This window comes from Mesorhizobium silamurunense, from assembly GCF_014843825.1.
GTDB lineage: Bacteria > Pseudomonadota > Alphaproteobacteria > Rhizobiales > Rhizobiaceae > Mesorhizobium > Mesorhizobium silamurunense.
Map to the genome: position 1 here is coordinate 1 of NZ_JHQR01000279.1, position 14,775 is coordinate 14,775.

Genomic DNA, 14,775 nt, shown 5'->3' on the forward strand with positions numbered 1-14,775 from the left:
CCGAGCGGCGCCCCGACCGCGACAGCCACCGTGGTACCGCCGACAACGACGGCGATGGCGCGGGCGCGGTGGTGGTCATCGACCAGCGCCACTGCCGTCCCTTGAGCGGCCGCCGCGAACAGGCCGGACGACAGCGCCATCACGATGCGCGCGATCAGCAGCAATTCGAAAGAAGAGCTCACCGCCGCGACCAGATTGCCGATCACGAAGTAGACCAGCGTCCACAGGATGACGCGCCGCCGGTCCCACTCGCCGGTCAGCGTCGCGAGCACCGGCGCGCCGATCGCATAGGCAAGCGCGAAGGCGGTGATCAGCGAGCCGGCGAGCGCGACGGAGATGCCGGCATCGGCAGCGATATCGGGAAGAAGGCTGGAGATGACGAAGCCTTCGGTCGAGATCGCAAACGATCCGAGCGCAAGCCAGAAGATCCGCTTGTCCATGGGGATGTGTCCTTAGTTCAAAAGTTATTGAACAATTGGACATGACAGGGCATGATGTCAACCGAGCCGGCAGAAAATAGCTAAACCCTGCTGACAGCCCTGTGTCAGGACGGGCCAAGAACGACGAACCAAACGAAGAAGCTGTGTAAACCGGCAAGAGGACGAGACGCGTTGAAGTTGGTTCCGTTTGTGCTTAATTCTGGCTCATGACCCTGCCCCACCCGACCGCCGATCAGATCAGCCTGCCGATCGTGCTTGCCGTGCTCGGCGACCCGACCAGGCTGGCAATCGTGCGCTTCCTCGCCAGCAAGGAAGGCGTGCCGATGAACTGCGGCAAGTTCCTTGATCTCGCCTCCAAGACCAACCTCAGCTACCACCTCGCCAAGCTGCGCGAGGCGGGCGTCACCCGCACCGAGGCGGTCGGCACCAGCCGGCTGATCACGCTGCGCCGCGACGACCTGGACAAGCGCTTCCCCGGCCTGCTCGACAGCGTGATCGCGGCCGCCGGCGAGGACAAGGCGCTGCCAATGGTCGGCACCGTCGACAGCGAAATCGACGCCTGATGCGCATTGCCGTCCTCGCCGACATCCACGGCAACGTGCTGGCCTTGGACGCCGTGCTCGACGACCTCGCGCAACGCGGCGGCGCCGACCTCATCGTCAATCTCGGCGATTGCGTCTCCGGCCCGCTCTGGCCGCGCGAAACCATGCAGCGGCTGGAAGCGCTCAGCCTGCCGACGGTGCGCGGCAACCACGACCGTCGTGTCGCCGAGGACCCGACCGACGAGAAAATGTGGCCATCCGACCGCTATGCGCAGGAGCGGCTGACCGCCGCGCAACGCGAAGCGCTGTTTGCCTTGCCGCTCACGCTTGAGATCGCGCCGGGCATCGTGGCCTTCCACGCCAGGCCCGACCATGACGAAAAATACCTCGCCGATGCGATCCTCGACGGCCAGCTGGTGCGCGCGCCGCTCGCTGCGATCAAGCGGCGGCTGAAGTCGCTCGACCCTGCCTGCCGCATCGCGTTGTGCGGCCACAGCCATCGCAGCGAGCTCATCCGCATTCCGGGCGGCCCGGTCGTCTTCAACCCAGGCAGCGTCGGCTGCCCAGCCTATTCCGACGATACGCCGCCGGCGCATGTCTCCGAGCAGGGCACCCCGCATGCGCGCTATGGCATCGTCGAGTTGGATGCGGCTTACCGCCCCGATCGCTTCGAGGCGATCGCCGTGGACTACGACCATGAAGCCGCCGCAAAGCAGGCCGAACAGGCGGGACGGCCGGAATGGGCGCACGCGCTGCGGACCGGTTTTATAAAGGATTGAACGAAGTTCATATCCGGATTGAGCGAAGCTCGTATCCAGGATTGAGCGAAGCTCATATCCAAGATCGAGCGAGGCTCATATCCAGGATCGAGCGGAGCTCGTATCCGATCGAGCGGCAGGGCCGAAGCGTCCATTTTGGAGATGACATGCGACGGCAACCTCCCCTACAAACGCCTTGGCTTGAGGTGAGCGCCGATTCCGGTCGCGCTTGAAAATTGCAGTGCATTGCCCATGGCCGAGGGATGAAGCGCAAAGTCACGCTCCGATCGACATTGCTGATCGCCGCTCCTTTGCTGCTGGCCGCCTTGCCGGCCTTGGCTCAAGATGCGCCAGGCACGATCATTTCGATCGTTAGCGGCCTCGCGCCGGACGATCTCCTCAATATCCGCGCCACCGCTTCGCCCGGCGGAAAGATAACGGTGCGCCTGCCGAACGGCGCGGCCGTGAAGAATTACGGCTGCAGGCTCGTCAACAACTACCCCTGGTGCAAGGTCGAGGATACGCAGGACGCGCACATCACCGGATGGGCGCCCGCCCGCTATCTCAGCCCCAACAATCCGGCGCCGGCGCCGGAAGATGCCGCCGCGCCGGCGACTGACGCCAGCCTGCCTCAGCAAGCCGACGCGCCCCAGCCCTCCCAAGAACCGCCGGACATCGCGGCGCGCCTGGGCGGCACCGAGCCGGACGAGCCGCCATCCGCGGCCGATATCAGCGTGACCGCCATGCAGGATGCCTATGGCCTCGCCTTCGCGGCGTCGGCAGGGGCGCTTCCCGGTTCGGACACCCCTGCCCCCGATGCCGACGGCGGCATTCCCTGCGCGCGCCATGTCGGCCAGCCGATGACCCGTTGCGAGATCAGCGTCGCTCATGAGGGTGGCGACAGCGTCGTGACGGTGACCTGGCCCGATGGCGGCACGCGCGTCATCACCTTCCTTGACGGCAAGCCGGCCGGCTCGGACGCTGCCGACGAGTTCCGCTTCACCCGCGAGGGCAGCTTGAACATGATCCGCGTTGGCATTTCCGAACGTTTCGAGATCACCGACGCGCTTGCGCTGGGGGAATAGTTGATCAGGGAATAGGCAGTAGGGATTAGGCAGTAGGAGAAGACAGCCCCGCCGCCCTACTGCCTATTCCCTACTGCCCTGATGCCGCATTTTCGGGGTTACATCGGGCAAAACTCTTCCCTATAAGGCCCTCCTAGCCTGATACCAGAATCGCAAGCACAACCGGCCGGGTCCCCCGTCCCGGTTTTTCGTGCAAGCCGCTCGCCGAACGGAATTCGAAAGACATGCCAAGACGCACCGACATCAAGTCGATCCTGATCATCGGGGCCGGCCCCATCGTCATCGGCCAGGCATGCGAGTTCGACTATTCCGGCACCCAGGCGTGCAAGGCGCTGAAGGAAGAGGGTTTTCGCGTCATCCTGGTCAACTCAAATCCGGCCACGATCATGACCGATCCGGAGCTGGCCGACGCCACCTATATCGAGCCGATCACGCCGGAAGTGGTGGCCAAGATCATCGCCAAGGAGCGGCCGGACGCATTGCTGCCCACCATGGGCGGCCAGACGGCGCTGAACACGGCATTGTCGCTGCGCCGCATGGGCGTGCTCGACCGCTACAATGTCGAGATGATCGGCGCCGACGCGCACGCCATCGACAAGGCCGAGGACCGCGCGCTGTTCCGCCAGGCGATGAGCAAGATCGGCCTGGAAACGCCGCGCTCGATGCTGGCCAACGCCACAGAGGTCAAGGACGCCGACCGCAAGATCCACGAGGCCGAGCGCGCCGCGCTGAAGGCGGAGCACCCCGAGAACCTCGACGCCGCGCTCGACGCGCTTGAGACGCGCTGGAACCTCGGCGAAGGCGACCGCAAGCAGCGCTACATCAGCCACGCCATGGCGATCGCCGCCCAAGCGCTCGACCATGTCGGCCTGCCGGCCATCATCCGCCCCTCCTTCACCATGGGCGGCACCGGCGGCGGCATCGCCTACAACCGCGCCGAATTCTACGACATCGTCCAGTCCGGCCTCGACGCCTCGCCGACCACCGAGGTGCTGATCGAGGAAAGCGTGCTCGGCTGGAAGGAATATGAGATGGAGGTCGTCCGCGACAAGGCGGACAATTGCATCATCATCTGCTCGATCGAGAATCTCGATCCGATGGGCGTGCACACCGGCGATTCCATCACCGTCGCGCCGGCGCTGACCTTGACCGATAAGGAATACCAGATGATGCGCAACGCCTCGATCGCGGTGCTGCGCGAGATCGGCGTCGAGACCGGCGGCTCCAACGTGCAGTTCGCCGTCAACCCGGCCGACGGCCGCCTGGTGGTGATCGAGATGAACCCGCGCGTCTCGCGCTCGTCCGCCTTGGCCTCGAAGGCGACCGGCTTCCCGATCGCCAAGGTCGCGGCAAAGCTCGCCGTCGGCTACACGCTGGACGAGCTTGAGAACGACATCACCGGCGGCGCTACGCCCGCCTCGTTCGAGCCGTCGATCGACTATGTGGTGACGAAGATCCCGCGCTTTGCGTTCGAGAAATTCCCGGGCGCCGAGCCGGTGCTGACCACCGCCATGAAGTCGGTGGGCGAAGTGATGGCGATCGGCCGTACTTTCCAGGAGTCGCTACAGAAAGCGTTGCGCGGACTGGAAACCGGCCTCACCGGCCTCGACGAGATCGAGATCCCCGGCATCGGCCACGGGCCTGCCGCCGCCAATCACGTCGACGACCGCAACGCCATTCGCGCCGCGCTCGGCACGCCGACGCCCGACCGGCTGCGCATGGTGGCGCAGGCGATCCGCATGGGCACCTCGCTGGAAGACGTGCACGCCATGTGCAAGATCGACCCGTGGTTCCTCGAGCAGATCGCCGGCATCATCGCCATGGAGGAGCGCATCCGCGAGCACGGCCTGCCGCAGGACGCCGAGAACCTGCGCATGCTGAAGGCGATGGGTTTCTCCGATGCCCGCCTCGCGTCGCTGACGAAGACCGACGCGGAAGTGATTCAGCAGGTCAGAGAAAAGCTCGACGTCCATCCGGTCTACAAGCGCATCGACACCTGCGCCGCCGAATTCGCCTCGCCCACCGCCTACATGTACTCGACCTATGAAGTGCCCTTCGCCGGCGCTTTGGCCAACGAGGCGCAGGTCTCCTCGCGCAAGAAGGTCGTCATCCTCGGCGGCGGCCCCAACCGTATCGGCCAGGGCATCGAGTTCGACTATTGCTGCTGCCATGCCGCCTTCGCGCTGCGCGACGCCGGCTTCGAGGCGATCATGGTCAACTGCAACCCGGAAACGGTATCGACCGACTACGACACCTCCGACCGCCTCTATTTCGATCCGCTGACGCCGGAGGACGTGCTGGAGATCCTGCGCGCCGAGCAGGCGTCCGGCGAGCTCGTCGGCGTCATCGTCCAGTTCGGCGGCCAGACGCCGCTGAAGCTGGCAGACGCGCTGGAGCAGGCCGGCATCCCGATCCTCGGCACCTCGCCCGACATGATCGACCTGGCGGAGGATCGCGACCGCTTCCAGAAGCTGCTGCACAAGCTCGGCCTCACCCAGCCGAAGAACGGCATCGCCTATTCGGTCGAGCAGGCGCGCCTCGTCGCCGGCGAGCTCGGCTTCCCGCTGGTGGTGCGCCCGTCCTATGTGCTCGGCGGCCGCGCCATGCAGATCATCTACAACGAAGGCATGCTGCAGACCTATCTGCTCGACACCGTGCCCGGCCTGGTGCCGGAGGACATCAAGCAGAAATACCCCAACGACAAGACCGGCCAGATCAACACGCTGCTCGGCAAGAACCCGCTCTTGTTCGACACCTATCTCACCGGCGCCACCGAGGTCGATGTCGACTGCCTGTGCGACGGCAAGGATACCTTTGTCTCCGGCATCCTGGAGCATATCGAGGAGGCCGGCATCCATTCGGGCGACAGTGCCTGCTCGCTGCCGGTGCATTCGCTGCATCCGGATCTCGTCGACGAGCTGGAGCGCCAGACCGCCGCACTTGCCCGCGCGCTGAATGTCGGCGGCCTGATGAACGTGCAATACGCGATCAAGGACGGCACCGTCTATGTGCTGGAGGTGAACCCGCGCGCCTCGCGCACCGTGCCCTTCGTCGCCAAGACCATCGGGCGTCCGATCGCCAAGATCGCCGCCCGCATCATGGCCGGCGAGACGCTGGAAAATGCCTTCGCCCATTACGGCGCGATGCCCGACCCGCGCAATCCGGGCCACATCGCGGTCAAGGAAGCCGTGTTCCCCTTCGCCCGCTTCCCCGGCGTCGACATCCTGCTCGGGCCGGAAATGCGCTCGACCGGCGAGGTGATGGGCCTCGACCGCGACTTCGCTTTGGCCTTCGCCAAGAGCCAACTGGGAGCGGGTGTTGATCTCCCCCGCGCGGGCACGCTGTTCGTCTCGGTGCGCGACGAGGACAAGAAGGGCATCCTGCCGGCGGTGAAGCGCCTCGCCGGCCAGGGTTTCAAGGTGCTCGCCACCTCCGGCACCGCGCGCTTCCTCGCCGAAAACGGCGTGGTGGCGGAAAAGATCAACAAGGTGCTCGAAGGCCGCCCCCACATCGAGGACGCCATTCGCAACCGCCAGGTCCAGATCGTCTTCAACACCACCGACGGCCAGAAAGCGGTGTCGGACTCGAAGTCGCTGCGCCGCGCGACGCTGATGCAGAAGGTGCCGTATTACACGACGCTGTCGGGTGCGGCAGCCGTGGCCGAGGCGATTGCGGCGCTGCGCGCGGGGAACTTGGAGGTTCGGCCGCTGCAGGAGTATTTTGCTTAACGATTGGGTCGCCCCCACTTATTCTAAGCGAACACTTGAAAGAGCGGCAAATATACGAAGGAGCGTCGATCTCATCGACCCGTTTACCAGAAAATCAAAAGTAAAAATTCCTATCCCTTTTTATCACCTTCAATTAGAATTAAATTGTGTTCCTTTGCCTGACCTCTTCCAAGAGCCTTTTTTGTGCCAGCCCGAGGCCTTCTAATTGGTTTTCCGATTAGTTTGTACCTACCTTTTTCTTCCGGAACGTATCCTCGGCCAAATAATTTTTCGAACTCATCTCTAAAGTCCTGATCATCACTCACGTGAGAAAAGACAGGCCACTCTTCACGTGTACTCCCATTCCATTCTCCGCTCTGAGATAGCCTCCGCATATAAGATAGAACCGCAGGGATGTCTCGTTTGATAGCCGCGACGCTTATTGCGAACTCATCACTTACGATGGTCCAATCTTCCGCTTCCAGAGTCTTCATTGCTTCGGCTTCGCGTTCGTCCAACTTATAGGCGTTCGCCAAATTTACTATATTCATGCGCCTTCTTGCCTCCGAGACCTTACCTCGAATCTCATTGACGGCGAAATCAAGAATAGAAGACGCGAGCTTGTACTCCCCCCGCTCAATCAGATTGTAACCAAAATCACCAAGAACATCATCCGCAATGCTAGATTCCTTTGGTTCCAGCTTTCTCCAAGAGACCTGTATAATCTTAATACCAAACTCGCATATATTTTCTAAGCCAGCTTTAAAATACGCCGGCGAAGAAAATAGCTCCTCCCCCTTTTCTACTTTTATTGTTTCGTTTCCAGACGCGATTGATACGTTCTTGATATAAATATCGTTTACAATGCCATTCGCATGAGCGAACAAATTTCTCCTCTCAATAATTTCTATCAGGTTAGTCCACTTTTTATAGTCGTCTTTTATTTTCTTATTTAAGTTTAATCTTTTCTCAATCCAGTCAACTTGGTCATCAAAAGAACTTCTAGTGATCGTTTCTATCTCACGATCTAGAAGAAAATCTTTAAAATCCTCCAGTGAATTGGACTTGAAAATATCACGAACAGAGATTTGCTTGTCGCTGTCAGATATCATCGACGGATACTTTTTAAGTATCTCTTTCATTATCACCGACAGATAATGATCAAGGCTTCCAACGATACCTATTGTTAGCATCTTGGGAACCTGCTTTGAGACCAACCGAGCAGATTTCCTTCTAGCCTCAATTGCGCGATATGCAGAGTATTTGCTTTGACCGAGCTCATACACATCGCGCTCTTTATAATGGACCGTTTTAACGCTATTAGTTTCGCAAAATTCTGTTAACTCTGTGTTTTGCATTCCATCTGTTATAACTGGTCCAATATAAGATATAAATGGAAGAAAATAGATATAACCGATCATCGATTCGCGGAACAAATCAAACATATCCTTAAATTCGGATGGCGTCTTACTCCTGCTCCGGTCGGAAATTTCTACAGACTCATCGATACTTTCAGGGAACTCTGAGGTCTTCCCCATAGCATGGCCTGGCGTTCTTTCCCCTATATAGACAGACGTGAAATTTACTTTCCTCTTCCATTATCAATCCCCAAATTATTGAACCCACACTAAAATCGGGCCGTTTGCATAGCAAACTAGGCAATGTTGACGACGTCAGATGTCCTTGCGGCCCTTGCCTTAGCCCGCTCAAGCTTGCTCACGGTAGCTTGTTCATGACTCGCCCGCCCTATCCCCGCAGGGATTTGAGGACGACTTTACTTTAAAGACAAGTGGAAATTGCACCGGCTCCAAGTTATGCACCCCGACTGGCGATCGCTTTCCCTCCTGTCCGGCTTGATCTGCCTTTGCGTCAGGCCTCACCCCTGCCCCGGATAACACGTCCCATCCTTGTGCAAAAACCTTCCATCCGAACTCGGGCTCATCATGTCGATGTCGGAGCAAGTGATGACATCGTCCGGGTTGCGCGAGCCGACTTCCAGATAGCGCCATCACCGACGAGCGGTTGATCATGTGGTGGCCGTTGCCGCTGTTCTTGGCGAAGGTCGCGCAGTCGCCGGCCCTGAGCAGCGTTTCGCCGCCGTCCTCGACCAGCGTCAGCTCGCCCTCCAGCACATAGACGAGTTCGTCCTCGTGGCTGTGCCAGTGGCGCTGGCTCGACCAGCCGCCGGGCGGGAGCGTCATCAGGTTGACGCCGAAGTCCTTCAGGCCGCCGGCATCGGCGTAGGCCGCGCTGCCGGCGGCAAGGACAAGGGCCGCGACCAGCGCGACGCTGCGTATCTGGTTGAAAGGTGACCGCATTGCCGGTCTCCTCCGCTCATCCAGCTAGCGGTCGAGGGTAGGTCAAGGCGCGGCGAGGTCAAATCACATCGGGACGAAAGCTCCTCGCACCTGCGCGAATTTTAAGTCCGCGGCTTCCACGGCATGATCAGGCCTTGTTAACGGCGTCCACACGCACCACTTTCGCTTCACCTGGCCGCGCTTCCCCAGACAGCGGATGAAGGTCGGACTCACATCTGAACGAGGCAAATCATGAGCAGCATGAGAGACCGTCAGGAAGGCTTCGAAAAGAAGTTCGCGATGGACGAGGAAACAAAGTTCAAGGCCATGGCGCGCCGGAACAAGCTGCTCGGCCTATGGGCCGCCGAGAAGCTTGGCAAATCCGGTGCGGATGCCGACGCCTATGCGAAAGAGGTGGTGCGCGCGGACTTCGAGGAAGCAGGCGACAACGACGTGTTCCGCAAGGTACGCGCCGATTTCGACGCGGCAGGCGTCGCCCAGTCAGATGTTCAGATTCGCGCCGCCATGCAAGAACTGCTGGCAACCGCGGTCGAGCAGATCAGCCAGATCAGAACGAGCTGAGCGCCGCTCCGGCCGACAGAACCCACCCGCTCTCAGCCCTGATGGGCGACGGCCAGCTCCTTCACATGCTTCTCGTGCGTCTTGAGCACCGGCAGCGTCTTCTTGGCGAATTCCTTCATCGCCGGGTCGTCGCCCGATTTCGCATAGGTGCTGAACAGCGCAACCGCATCCCTGTGCGCATCGATCTGCATCTTGATGTATTTCTGGTCGAAGTCCTTGCCGCTCGCCTCCTTCAGCTCGCCCAGCATCTGCTGCTCCTTCGGCCCCAGCGCGGGACCGGCGGGCTTGATCGAAGCGGTCGTCTGGCCCTGGCTCATCGCCGCCTTGAAATCCTCAGCAACCTTGGTGTGGTCCTCGATCATCTGCTTGGCGAAGGCCTTGACGTCGGCCGATGCTGATTTCTCCTGCGCCAGCTTGCTCGACTGGATCTCGAATTGGTTGGCGTTGGGCACGGTGGTGACGAAAGTCTGCGTGTCGACCTTGTCCGCCGTCACCATGGGGCCGACTGCATCCGGGCTGGTATCGTTCGACTGGGCAAAGGCGGCCGGCGCGCCGGCAAGCAAGGCGATGGCGGCCACGGTCAGAAGCGTTCTCATCTGAAATCTCCGATCAGCCCCTCCGACACCCAACGCGGAATGGCCCCGCCGGTTGCGTCCTAACCCTTGACGCCGCCGGCGGTGAGGCCGGAAACGATCTTGCGCTGGAAGATCAGCACCAGCACCACGAGCGGCACGGTGACGATCACCGACGCGGCCATGATGTTACCCCAGGGGATCTCGAACTGCGAGCTGCCGGAAAGCAGCGCGATCGCCACCGGCACGGTGCGCTGCGCATTGTTCGAGGTGAAGGTCAGCGCAAACAGGAACTCGTTCCACGCGCCGATGAAGGCGAGCATCCCCGTCGTCGCCAGCGCCGGCCACATCAGCGGCAGGAAGACGCGGGTGATGATGATCCATGGCGTGGCGCCATCGAGGATCGCCGCTTCCTCGATCTCGACCGGCAGGTCGCGCACGAAGGTGGTGAGCACCCAGACGGTGAACGGCAGAGTGAAGATCATGTAGGAGAAGATCAGCGCGATCAGCGAATTGTAGAGGCCGGCCCAGCGGATCATCTCGAACAGACCGGCCAGCACCGCCACCTGCGGAAACATCGAGACCGACAGGATGGCAAGCATCAGCGCCGAGCGGCCGCGAAAACGGATGCGCGCCAGCGAATAGGCGGCGGTGACGCCAAGCAGCAGCGAGATGAACACGACGGCGCCCGAGACGACCAGCGAATTCACGAGGTTGCGCAGGAAGGTGCCCTCGGTGAGCACGTTCCTGTAGTTGGCGAAGCTGATCACCTGCGGCCAAAGGTTCGCCTCGAAGAGCTCGGTTCCCGATTTCAGGCTGGTGGCGATGGCGTAGTAGAACGGGAAGACGGCGATGAAGACGATCACCGCAACCAGCAGATAGAGGGCCGCGCGCTTCAGCATTGCCATCAGCGGCCTCCGTCCAGGCTTATCCGGCCGATCCGGATGTAGGAAATGGTGAGCAGCGCGAGGATCAGGAACAGCAGCGTCGAGGCGGCCGAGCCGTAGGCGAACTTGTCGAACTCGAACAGGTTCTCGCGCGCGAACACCGACATCGACTTGGTCTGCACGTTGTTGGGCGTCAGCACATAGATCAGGTCGAAGATGCGCAGCGCATCGAGCGCGCGGAAGATCACCGCCACCATCACCGCCGGGCGGATCAGCGGCAAGGTCACCCGCCAGAAGATCTGCCACGGATTGGCGCCGTCGAGCCTGGCGACCTCGATGATCTCGCGCGGCAGCATCTGCAGTGCCGCAAGGATCAAGAGCGCCATGAACGGCGTCGTCTTCCAGATGTCGACGATCAGCACCGCCACCATCGCGGTGTCGGCGCTGGCGGTCCAGGCGATCTTGGCATGGATCAGCCCGAGGTTCAGCAGCACGACATTGATGATGCCGAACTGGTCGTTGAGCATCCACTGCCACATCTTGGCCGAGACGATCGTCGGGATCGCCCAAGGAATGAGGATCGCCGCCCTGACGATGCCGCGGCCCGGAAACTCGGCGTTGAGCACGAGCGCGACGATCATGCCGAGGATCGTCTCGGCGACGACCGAGACCGCCGTGAAGCGCACCGTGTTCCAGGCGGCGCGCCACCACACCGGATCGACCAGCAGCCCGTCATAGATGGTGCGGCCGCTCGGCATGCTCAGCATCGAGAAATAGTTGGCGAAGCCGACCCATTGGCGGGCGTCGAGGTCGGACAGCGAGGCATCGGTGAAGCTGAAATAGACGGTGCGGATCAACGGCCAGCCGGCAACCGCGGCCAGCACCAGAAGCATCGGCGTCAGAAACAGCCAGGCAGAGCGCACACGCTGCGCCATCAGCCGCGAGGACGGCCGCCCGGCAGCGGCTGCTCCCGGCGGGCCCGCCTTCGTCAGCACGGACCCGCCGGGGCCTGCCCTGCTGGCACGAACGCCAGAGCCTGCCCCCGCAGGCTCCGCGGTCACCAGCCGCTGCCCTTCAGCTTGGTCAGCGTCACTTCGAGATCGGCGAGATTGTCGGCAGCACTTCCTTCGCCGGACAAGGTCTTGTGCACGGCGGTCCAGAACTGGCTCGACGCCTCATTGTACTTGATCTTGACCGCCGCCGAGGGGCGCGGCGCAGCGTTGAGGAAGACCTCCTTCCATCGCGGGATGATCGGCTGTTCCTTGGCGATGTCGGCATCGTCATAGAGCGCCTGGATCGTCGGCAAATTGGACGTCCTCAGCGTCCGGTATTTCTGCATCTCGGGCGAAGCGACGAACTTGACCATATCGATCGCCGCGTCCGGATTTTTCGAATATTTGGAGACCGCAAGGTTCCAGCCGCCGAGCGTCGCGACGGGCCGCGCGCCTTCGCCCTCGCCTGCGGGCAGCGACGCGACGTCGAACTTGCCCTTGATCGGCGCGTCCGCGCCGTTGCCGAGCGCATAGGCATAGGGCCAGTTGCGCATGAAGACTGCATTGCCGGTCTGCCAGACGCCGCGCGATTCCTCTTCCTGATAGGCGAGCACGCCCGGCGGCGAGATGGTGCCGATCCATCCCTTGACCAGGTCGAGCGCCGCCACCGCCTTGGGATTGTTGATGGAGACGGTGCCGTCCGGCTCGATGATCTGGCCGCCGCCGTTCGACATCACCCATTCGAGCGCGTCGCAGGTCAGCCCCTCATAGGCGTTGCCCTGGAAGACGAAGCCCCACATGTCCTTGTTGCCGGCGGCGCGCTCCTTGTCCATGACGAGCTTGGCGGTGTCGGCCAGCTCCTTCCAGGTGGTCGGCACCTTGGCGCCGTATTTGTCGAGCAAGTCCTTGCGGTAGTAGAGCGCCGGCGCGTCGGTGAAGATCGGCAGCGCGATGAGCTTGCCGTTGACGGTTTGCGACTGGATGATCGAGGGGAAGTGCTTGGCCACGATGTCCTTGGTCGCCGCGGTCAGGTCGACGAGCTGGCTGGCGAGCTGCGGCGCCCAGATCACATCGGTCTGATAGACATCGATGTCGGTGTTTCCGGCAGCGAGCCACAATTTGTACTGGCCGAACTGGTCGGTCGTCGACGGCGGCATGACGACGATGTTGACCTTATTGCCGCTCTGCTTCTCGTAGCGGTCGAGTATCTCGCGCAGCACCTTGATGCCGTTGCCGGTGTCTCCCGATACGATCGACAGATCGACGGCTCGCGCTGGAGCGGCCGCCAGCATGGCGCCGACTGCCAGCGCAAGAAAGGCGTGGAAAAGCTTCACGGCGGTGGACCTCCCTTTGGAGCCGGCGACGGAGACTGCGCGCGTCGACAGCCATCAGATGCCCACCCAGCACTTGAATGCGGAGCGCCGCTTTGGGTTCCAACATCAGCCATTCAGCATGGATCACGGATGATCCCTGGGCGCGCCAAAGGGTGCGATCTGGCTGGACGGAAGGGCGGATTTCAAACCAAAGCGGGCGGGCTCCGAAACCCCCGCCCCGGAGCCCGCCTTGGAGTGGCTGACGCATGCCGGCACAGCCTCCTCCGACGCCTTGCCAGCGTCGATCCGCCGATCGGCCGCCCGGCACCACGACGCATTAGCATGTCCTAACGTCAGCCTGTGTGAAGCGGTTCACAATGCCGCCGCGCATTCGGTTGCGCCGTCGCAGGCAAATGCTACCCTTCCCAGGCGATCGGGATCATGCCGAGCCGCTCGTAGAGCCTGAAGGCGGCGGCGTTGTTGACCATGTTGGTCTTGAGGTCGACATGGGCGGCGCCCCTGTCGCGGAAGGTCAGGAACACGTGCCGCATCAGCGCCTCGCCGATGCCGTGCCCTCTGGAGTCCGGATGAACGGCGAGATCCTTGACGAAGCCGGACGTCCAGCACAGGGCGGCACCCGCCAGCAGGCCCTTGCCGTCGATGACGAGGAAACAGAGGTCCGGATCGAACTCGGCATCGCCCGAGATACGCGGCCACCAGTCGTCGAACGCGCCGTCGGCGCCATCGTTGAACACCTCCTCCAACAAGGCATGCAGGGCCTGCGCGTCCCTGTGCTCGAATAAGCGCATGACGAAACCTTCCGGCCAATGCGGCGCGGTCAGCGCATCGTCGAGGCTCTTGCGAAGGCGGATGTCGTTGGGGGCCGGCGGGCGAGCACCACTTTTCTCGTGCATGTCGCAGCCCCGAAACAGCTACGCTTCCAGGCTGCGCATTGCAGCGGGCCGGATGCTCAGGCGCCTGGCTGCAGGCGGCGGCGGTCGACGCCGAGGCCCGTCGTCTCGAGCAGCCCCTTGCGCTTGGCGTCGTAATAATAGCCGGTCTGGTAGAGCGTGTCGGCGCGCTTGGCGTTGCCGCCCGAGACCAGCCAGGCGCCGCGCAGATATTTGACCGCGTATTTGAGATTGGTCTCGGCGTCGAACAGCCCGCTTGCCGGCCCGTCATAGCCCATGCCGCGCGCCGTCGCGTGCTTGATCTGCATCAGCCCCCAGTGGCCGTGATTGTAGGCTTTCGGGTTGAAGGTGCTCTCGCGGTTGACGACATGGCGCACCAGATCGACCGGCACTTCATAGATCGCCGAATATTTCTCGATCAGCCGCTCGATCTCGGCGCGCGGCCCCGTGGCATGCTGTTCGGCCTGACCCGGTTGGGCAAGCAGCGCCGGGTTCTGCGGCACCACATAGGCGACCTGCTGGACGCCCGGCATGGGAGCCACCTTCGCCGACTGGCCGGTGACCGGCATGGCAACGCCGGCGGTCCTATAGACGGCTGCCTGCTTGAGCGAAGCGGGGCCGGTCGGCGACGCGCCGGCCATCAGCACCGGCGGCGGTGGAAACTGGCCGGCCACAGGCGTCGAGCCGGC

At 62.2% G+C, this 14,775-nt stretch carries 13 protein-coding genes and 1 pseudogene; 5 read left to right on the forward strand and 9 right to left on the reverse strand.

Going from position 1 to position 14,775, the window contains the following annotated elements; translation table 11 throughout:
* Positions 1-440: MFS transporter (locus DH10_RS29090; protein ID WP_192385619.1), on the reverse strand; the 440-nt coding region annotated here is incomplete at its 3' end.
* Positions 441-646: 206 nt separating this feature from the next.
* Here DH10_RS29090 and DH10_RS29095 point away from each other — a divergent pair.
* The 4 genes from DH10_RS29095 (at position 647) to carB (ending at position 6,553) form a co-directional block, all read left to right on the forward strand.
* Positions 647-1,003 carry an ArsR/SmtB family transcription factor gene (locus DH10_RS29095; RefSeq protein WP_192256847.1) on the forward strand — a complete coding sequence of 119 codons (357 nt, stop codon included), beginning with the start codon at positions 647-649 and terminating at the stop codon, positions 1,001-1,003.
* The gene (locus DH10_RS29100; RefSeq protein WP_192256845.1) at positions 1,003-1,761 is read left to right on the forward strand and encodes a metallophosphoesterase family protein; all 759 of its coding nucleotides are present in this window, start codon (positions 1,003-1,005) and stop codon (positions 1,759-1,761) included. Before DH10_RS29095 ends, DH10_RS29100 begins: the two co-directional genes overlap by 1 nt.
* A gap of 242 nt (positions 1,762-2,003) precedes the next feature.
* Entirely contained in the window at positions 2,004-2,825 is an 822-nt protein-coding gene (locus DH10_RS29105; protein ID WP_192256844.1) for an SH3 domain-containing protein, read from the forward strand.
* A gap of 224 nt (positions 2,826-3,049) precedes the next feature.
* Complete coding sequence (gene carB / locus DH10_RS29110; RefSeq protein ID WP_192256841.1) at positions 3,050-6,553, forward strand: carbamoyl-phosphate synthase large subunit; 3,504 nt, start codon at positions 3,050-3,052, stop codon at positions 6,551-6,553.
* Between the two features lie 110 nt (positions 6,554-6,663).
* Here the strand turns inward: carB and DH10_RS29115 are convergent, their stop codons facing one another.
* Both DH10_RS29115 and DH10_RS29120 read right to left on the reverse strand, forming a co-directional pair.
* The gene (locus tag DH10_RS29115; RefSeq protein ID WP_192385620.1) at positions 6,664-8,070 is read right to left on the reverse strand and encodes a hypothetical protein; all 1,407 of its coding nucleotides are present in this window, start codon (positions 8,068-8,070) and stop codon (positions 6,664-6,666) included.
* Positions 8,071-8,408: 338 nt separating this feature from the next.
* Positions 8,409-8,769 (reverse strand): annotated as a pseudogene (locus tag DH10_RS29120) (cupin domain-containing protein); the annotation flags it as partial.
* A 312-nt stretch (positions 8,770-9,081) separates the two neighbouring features.
* On the opposite strand from DH10_RS29120, the gene DH10_RS29125 reads away from it, so the two are divergent.
* On the forward strand, positions 9,082-9,411 hold the full coding sequence (locus DH10_RS29125) for a DUF1476 domain-containing protein (protein ID WP_192385621.1): 330 nt from the start codon (positions 9,082-9,084) through the stop codon (positions 9,409-9,411).
* A gap of 32 nt (positions 9,412-9,443) precedes the next feature.
* On the opposite strand, the gene DH10_RS29130 is transcribed toward DH10_RS29125, so the two are convergent.
* From DH10_RS29130 to DH10_RS29155, 6 genes are all read right to left on the reverse strand, one after another.
* Positions 9,444-10,007 (reverse strand): DUF4142 domain-containing protein, encoded by a 564-nt coding sequence (locus tag DH10_RS29130; protein WP_192256828.1) that lies wholly within the window; start codon positions 10,005-10,007, stop codon positions 9,444-9,446.
* 59 nt (positions 10,008-10,066) lie between these two features.
* Positions 10,067-10,891, reverse strand: coding sequence for a carbohydrate ABC transporter permease (locus tag DH10_RS29135; RefSeq protein WP_192385622.1), 825 nt, complete (start codon positions 10,889-10,891; stop codon positions 10,067-10,069).
* Positions 10,891-11,805, reverse strand: coding sequence for a carbohydrate ABC transporter permease (locus tag DH10_RS29140; RefSeq protein ID WP_246506600.1), 915 nt, complete (start codon positions 11,803-11,805; stop codon positions 10,891-10,893). Before DH10_RS29140 ends, DH10_RS29135 begins: the two co-directional genes overlap by 1 nt.
* Positions 11,806-11,927: 122 nt before the next feature.
* Complete coding sequence (locus DH10_RS29145; RefSeq protein ID WP_192256822.1) at positions 11,928-13,196, reverse strand: ABC transporter substrate-binding protein; 1,269 nt, start codon at positions 13,194-13,196, stop codon at positions 11,928-11,930.
* A gap of 395 nt (positions 13,197-13,591) precedes the next feature.
* On the reverse strand, positions 13,592-14,089 hold the full coding sequence (locus DH10_RS29150; RefSeq protein ID WP_192256820.1) for a GNAT family N-acetyltransferase: 498 nt from the start codon (positions 14,087-14,089) through the stop codon (positions 13,592-13,594).
* Positions 14,090-14,145: 56 nt separating this feature from the next.
* Positions 14,146-14,775, reverse strand: a 630-nt coding sequence (locus tag DH10_RS29155; protein WP_192385623.1) for a lytic transglycosylase domain-containing protein, incomplete at its 5' end; no start/stop codon positions are given.

Bases quoted from the DNA above. Each gene is read 5' to 3' on its own strand.
- DH10_RS29100 (WP_192256845.1), top strand. From the start codon at position 1,003: ATGCGCATTGCCGTCCTCGCCGACATCCACGGCAACGTGCTGGCCTTG.
- DH10_RS29135 (WP_192385622.1), bottom strand. From the start codon at position 10,891: ATGGCAATGCTGAAGCGCGCGGCCCTCTATCTGCTGGTTGCGGTGATC.
- DH10_RS29130 (WP_192256828.1), bottom strand. From the start codon at position 10,007: ATGAGAACGCTTCTGACCGTGGCCGCCATCGCCTTGCTTGCCGGCGCG.
- DH10_RS29115 (WP_192385620.1), bottom strand. From the start codon at position 8,070: ATGGGGAAGACCTCAGAGTTCCCTGAAAGTATCGATGAGTCTGTAGAA.
- DH10_RS29125 (WP_192385621.1), top strand. From the start codon at position 9,082: ATGAGCAGCATGAGAGACCGTCAGGAAGGCTTCGAAAAGAAGTTCGCG.
- DH10_RS29105 (WP_192256844.1), top strand. From the start codon at position 2,004: ATGAAGCGCAAAGTCACGCTCCGATCGACATTGCTGATCGCCGCTCCT.
- DH10_RS29140 (WP_246506600.1), bottom strand. From the start codon at position 11,805: ATGGCGCAGCGTGTGCGCTCTGCCTGGCTGTTTCTGACGCCGATGCTT.
- carB (WP_192256841.1), top strand. From the start codon at position 3,050: ATGCCAAGACGCACCGACATCAAGTCGATCCTGATCATCGGGGCCGGC.
- DH10_RS29095 (WP_192256847.1), top strand. From the start codon at position 647: ATGACCCTGCCCCACCCGACCGCCGATCAGATCAGCCTGCCGATCGTG.
- DH10_RS29150 (WP_192256820.1), bottom strand. From the start codon at position 14,089: ATGCACGAGAAAAGTGGTGCTCGCCCGCCGGCCCCCAACGACATCCGC.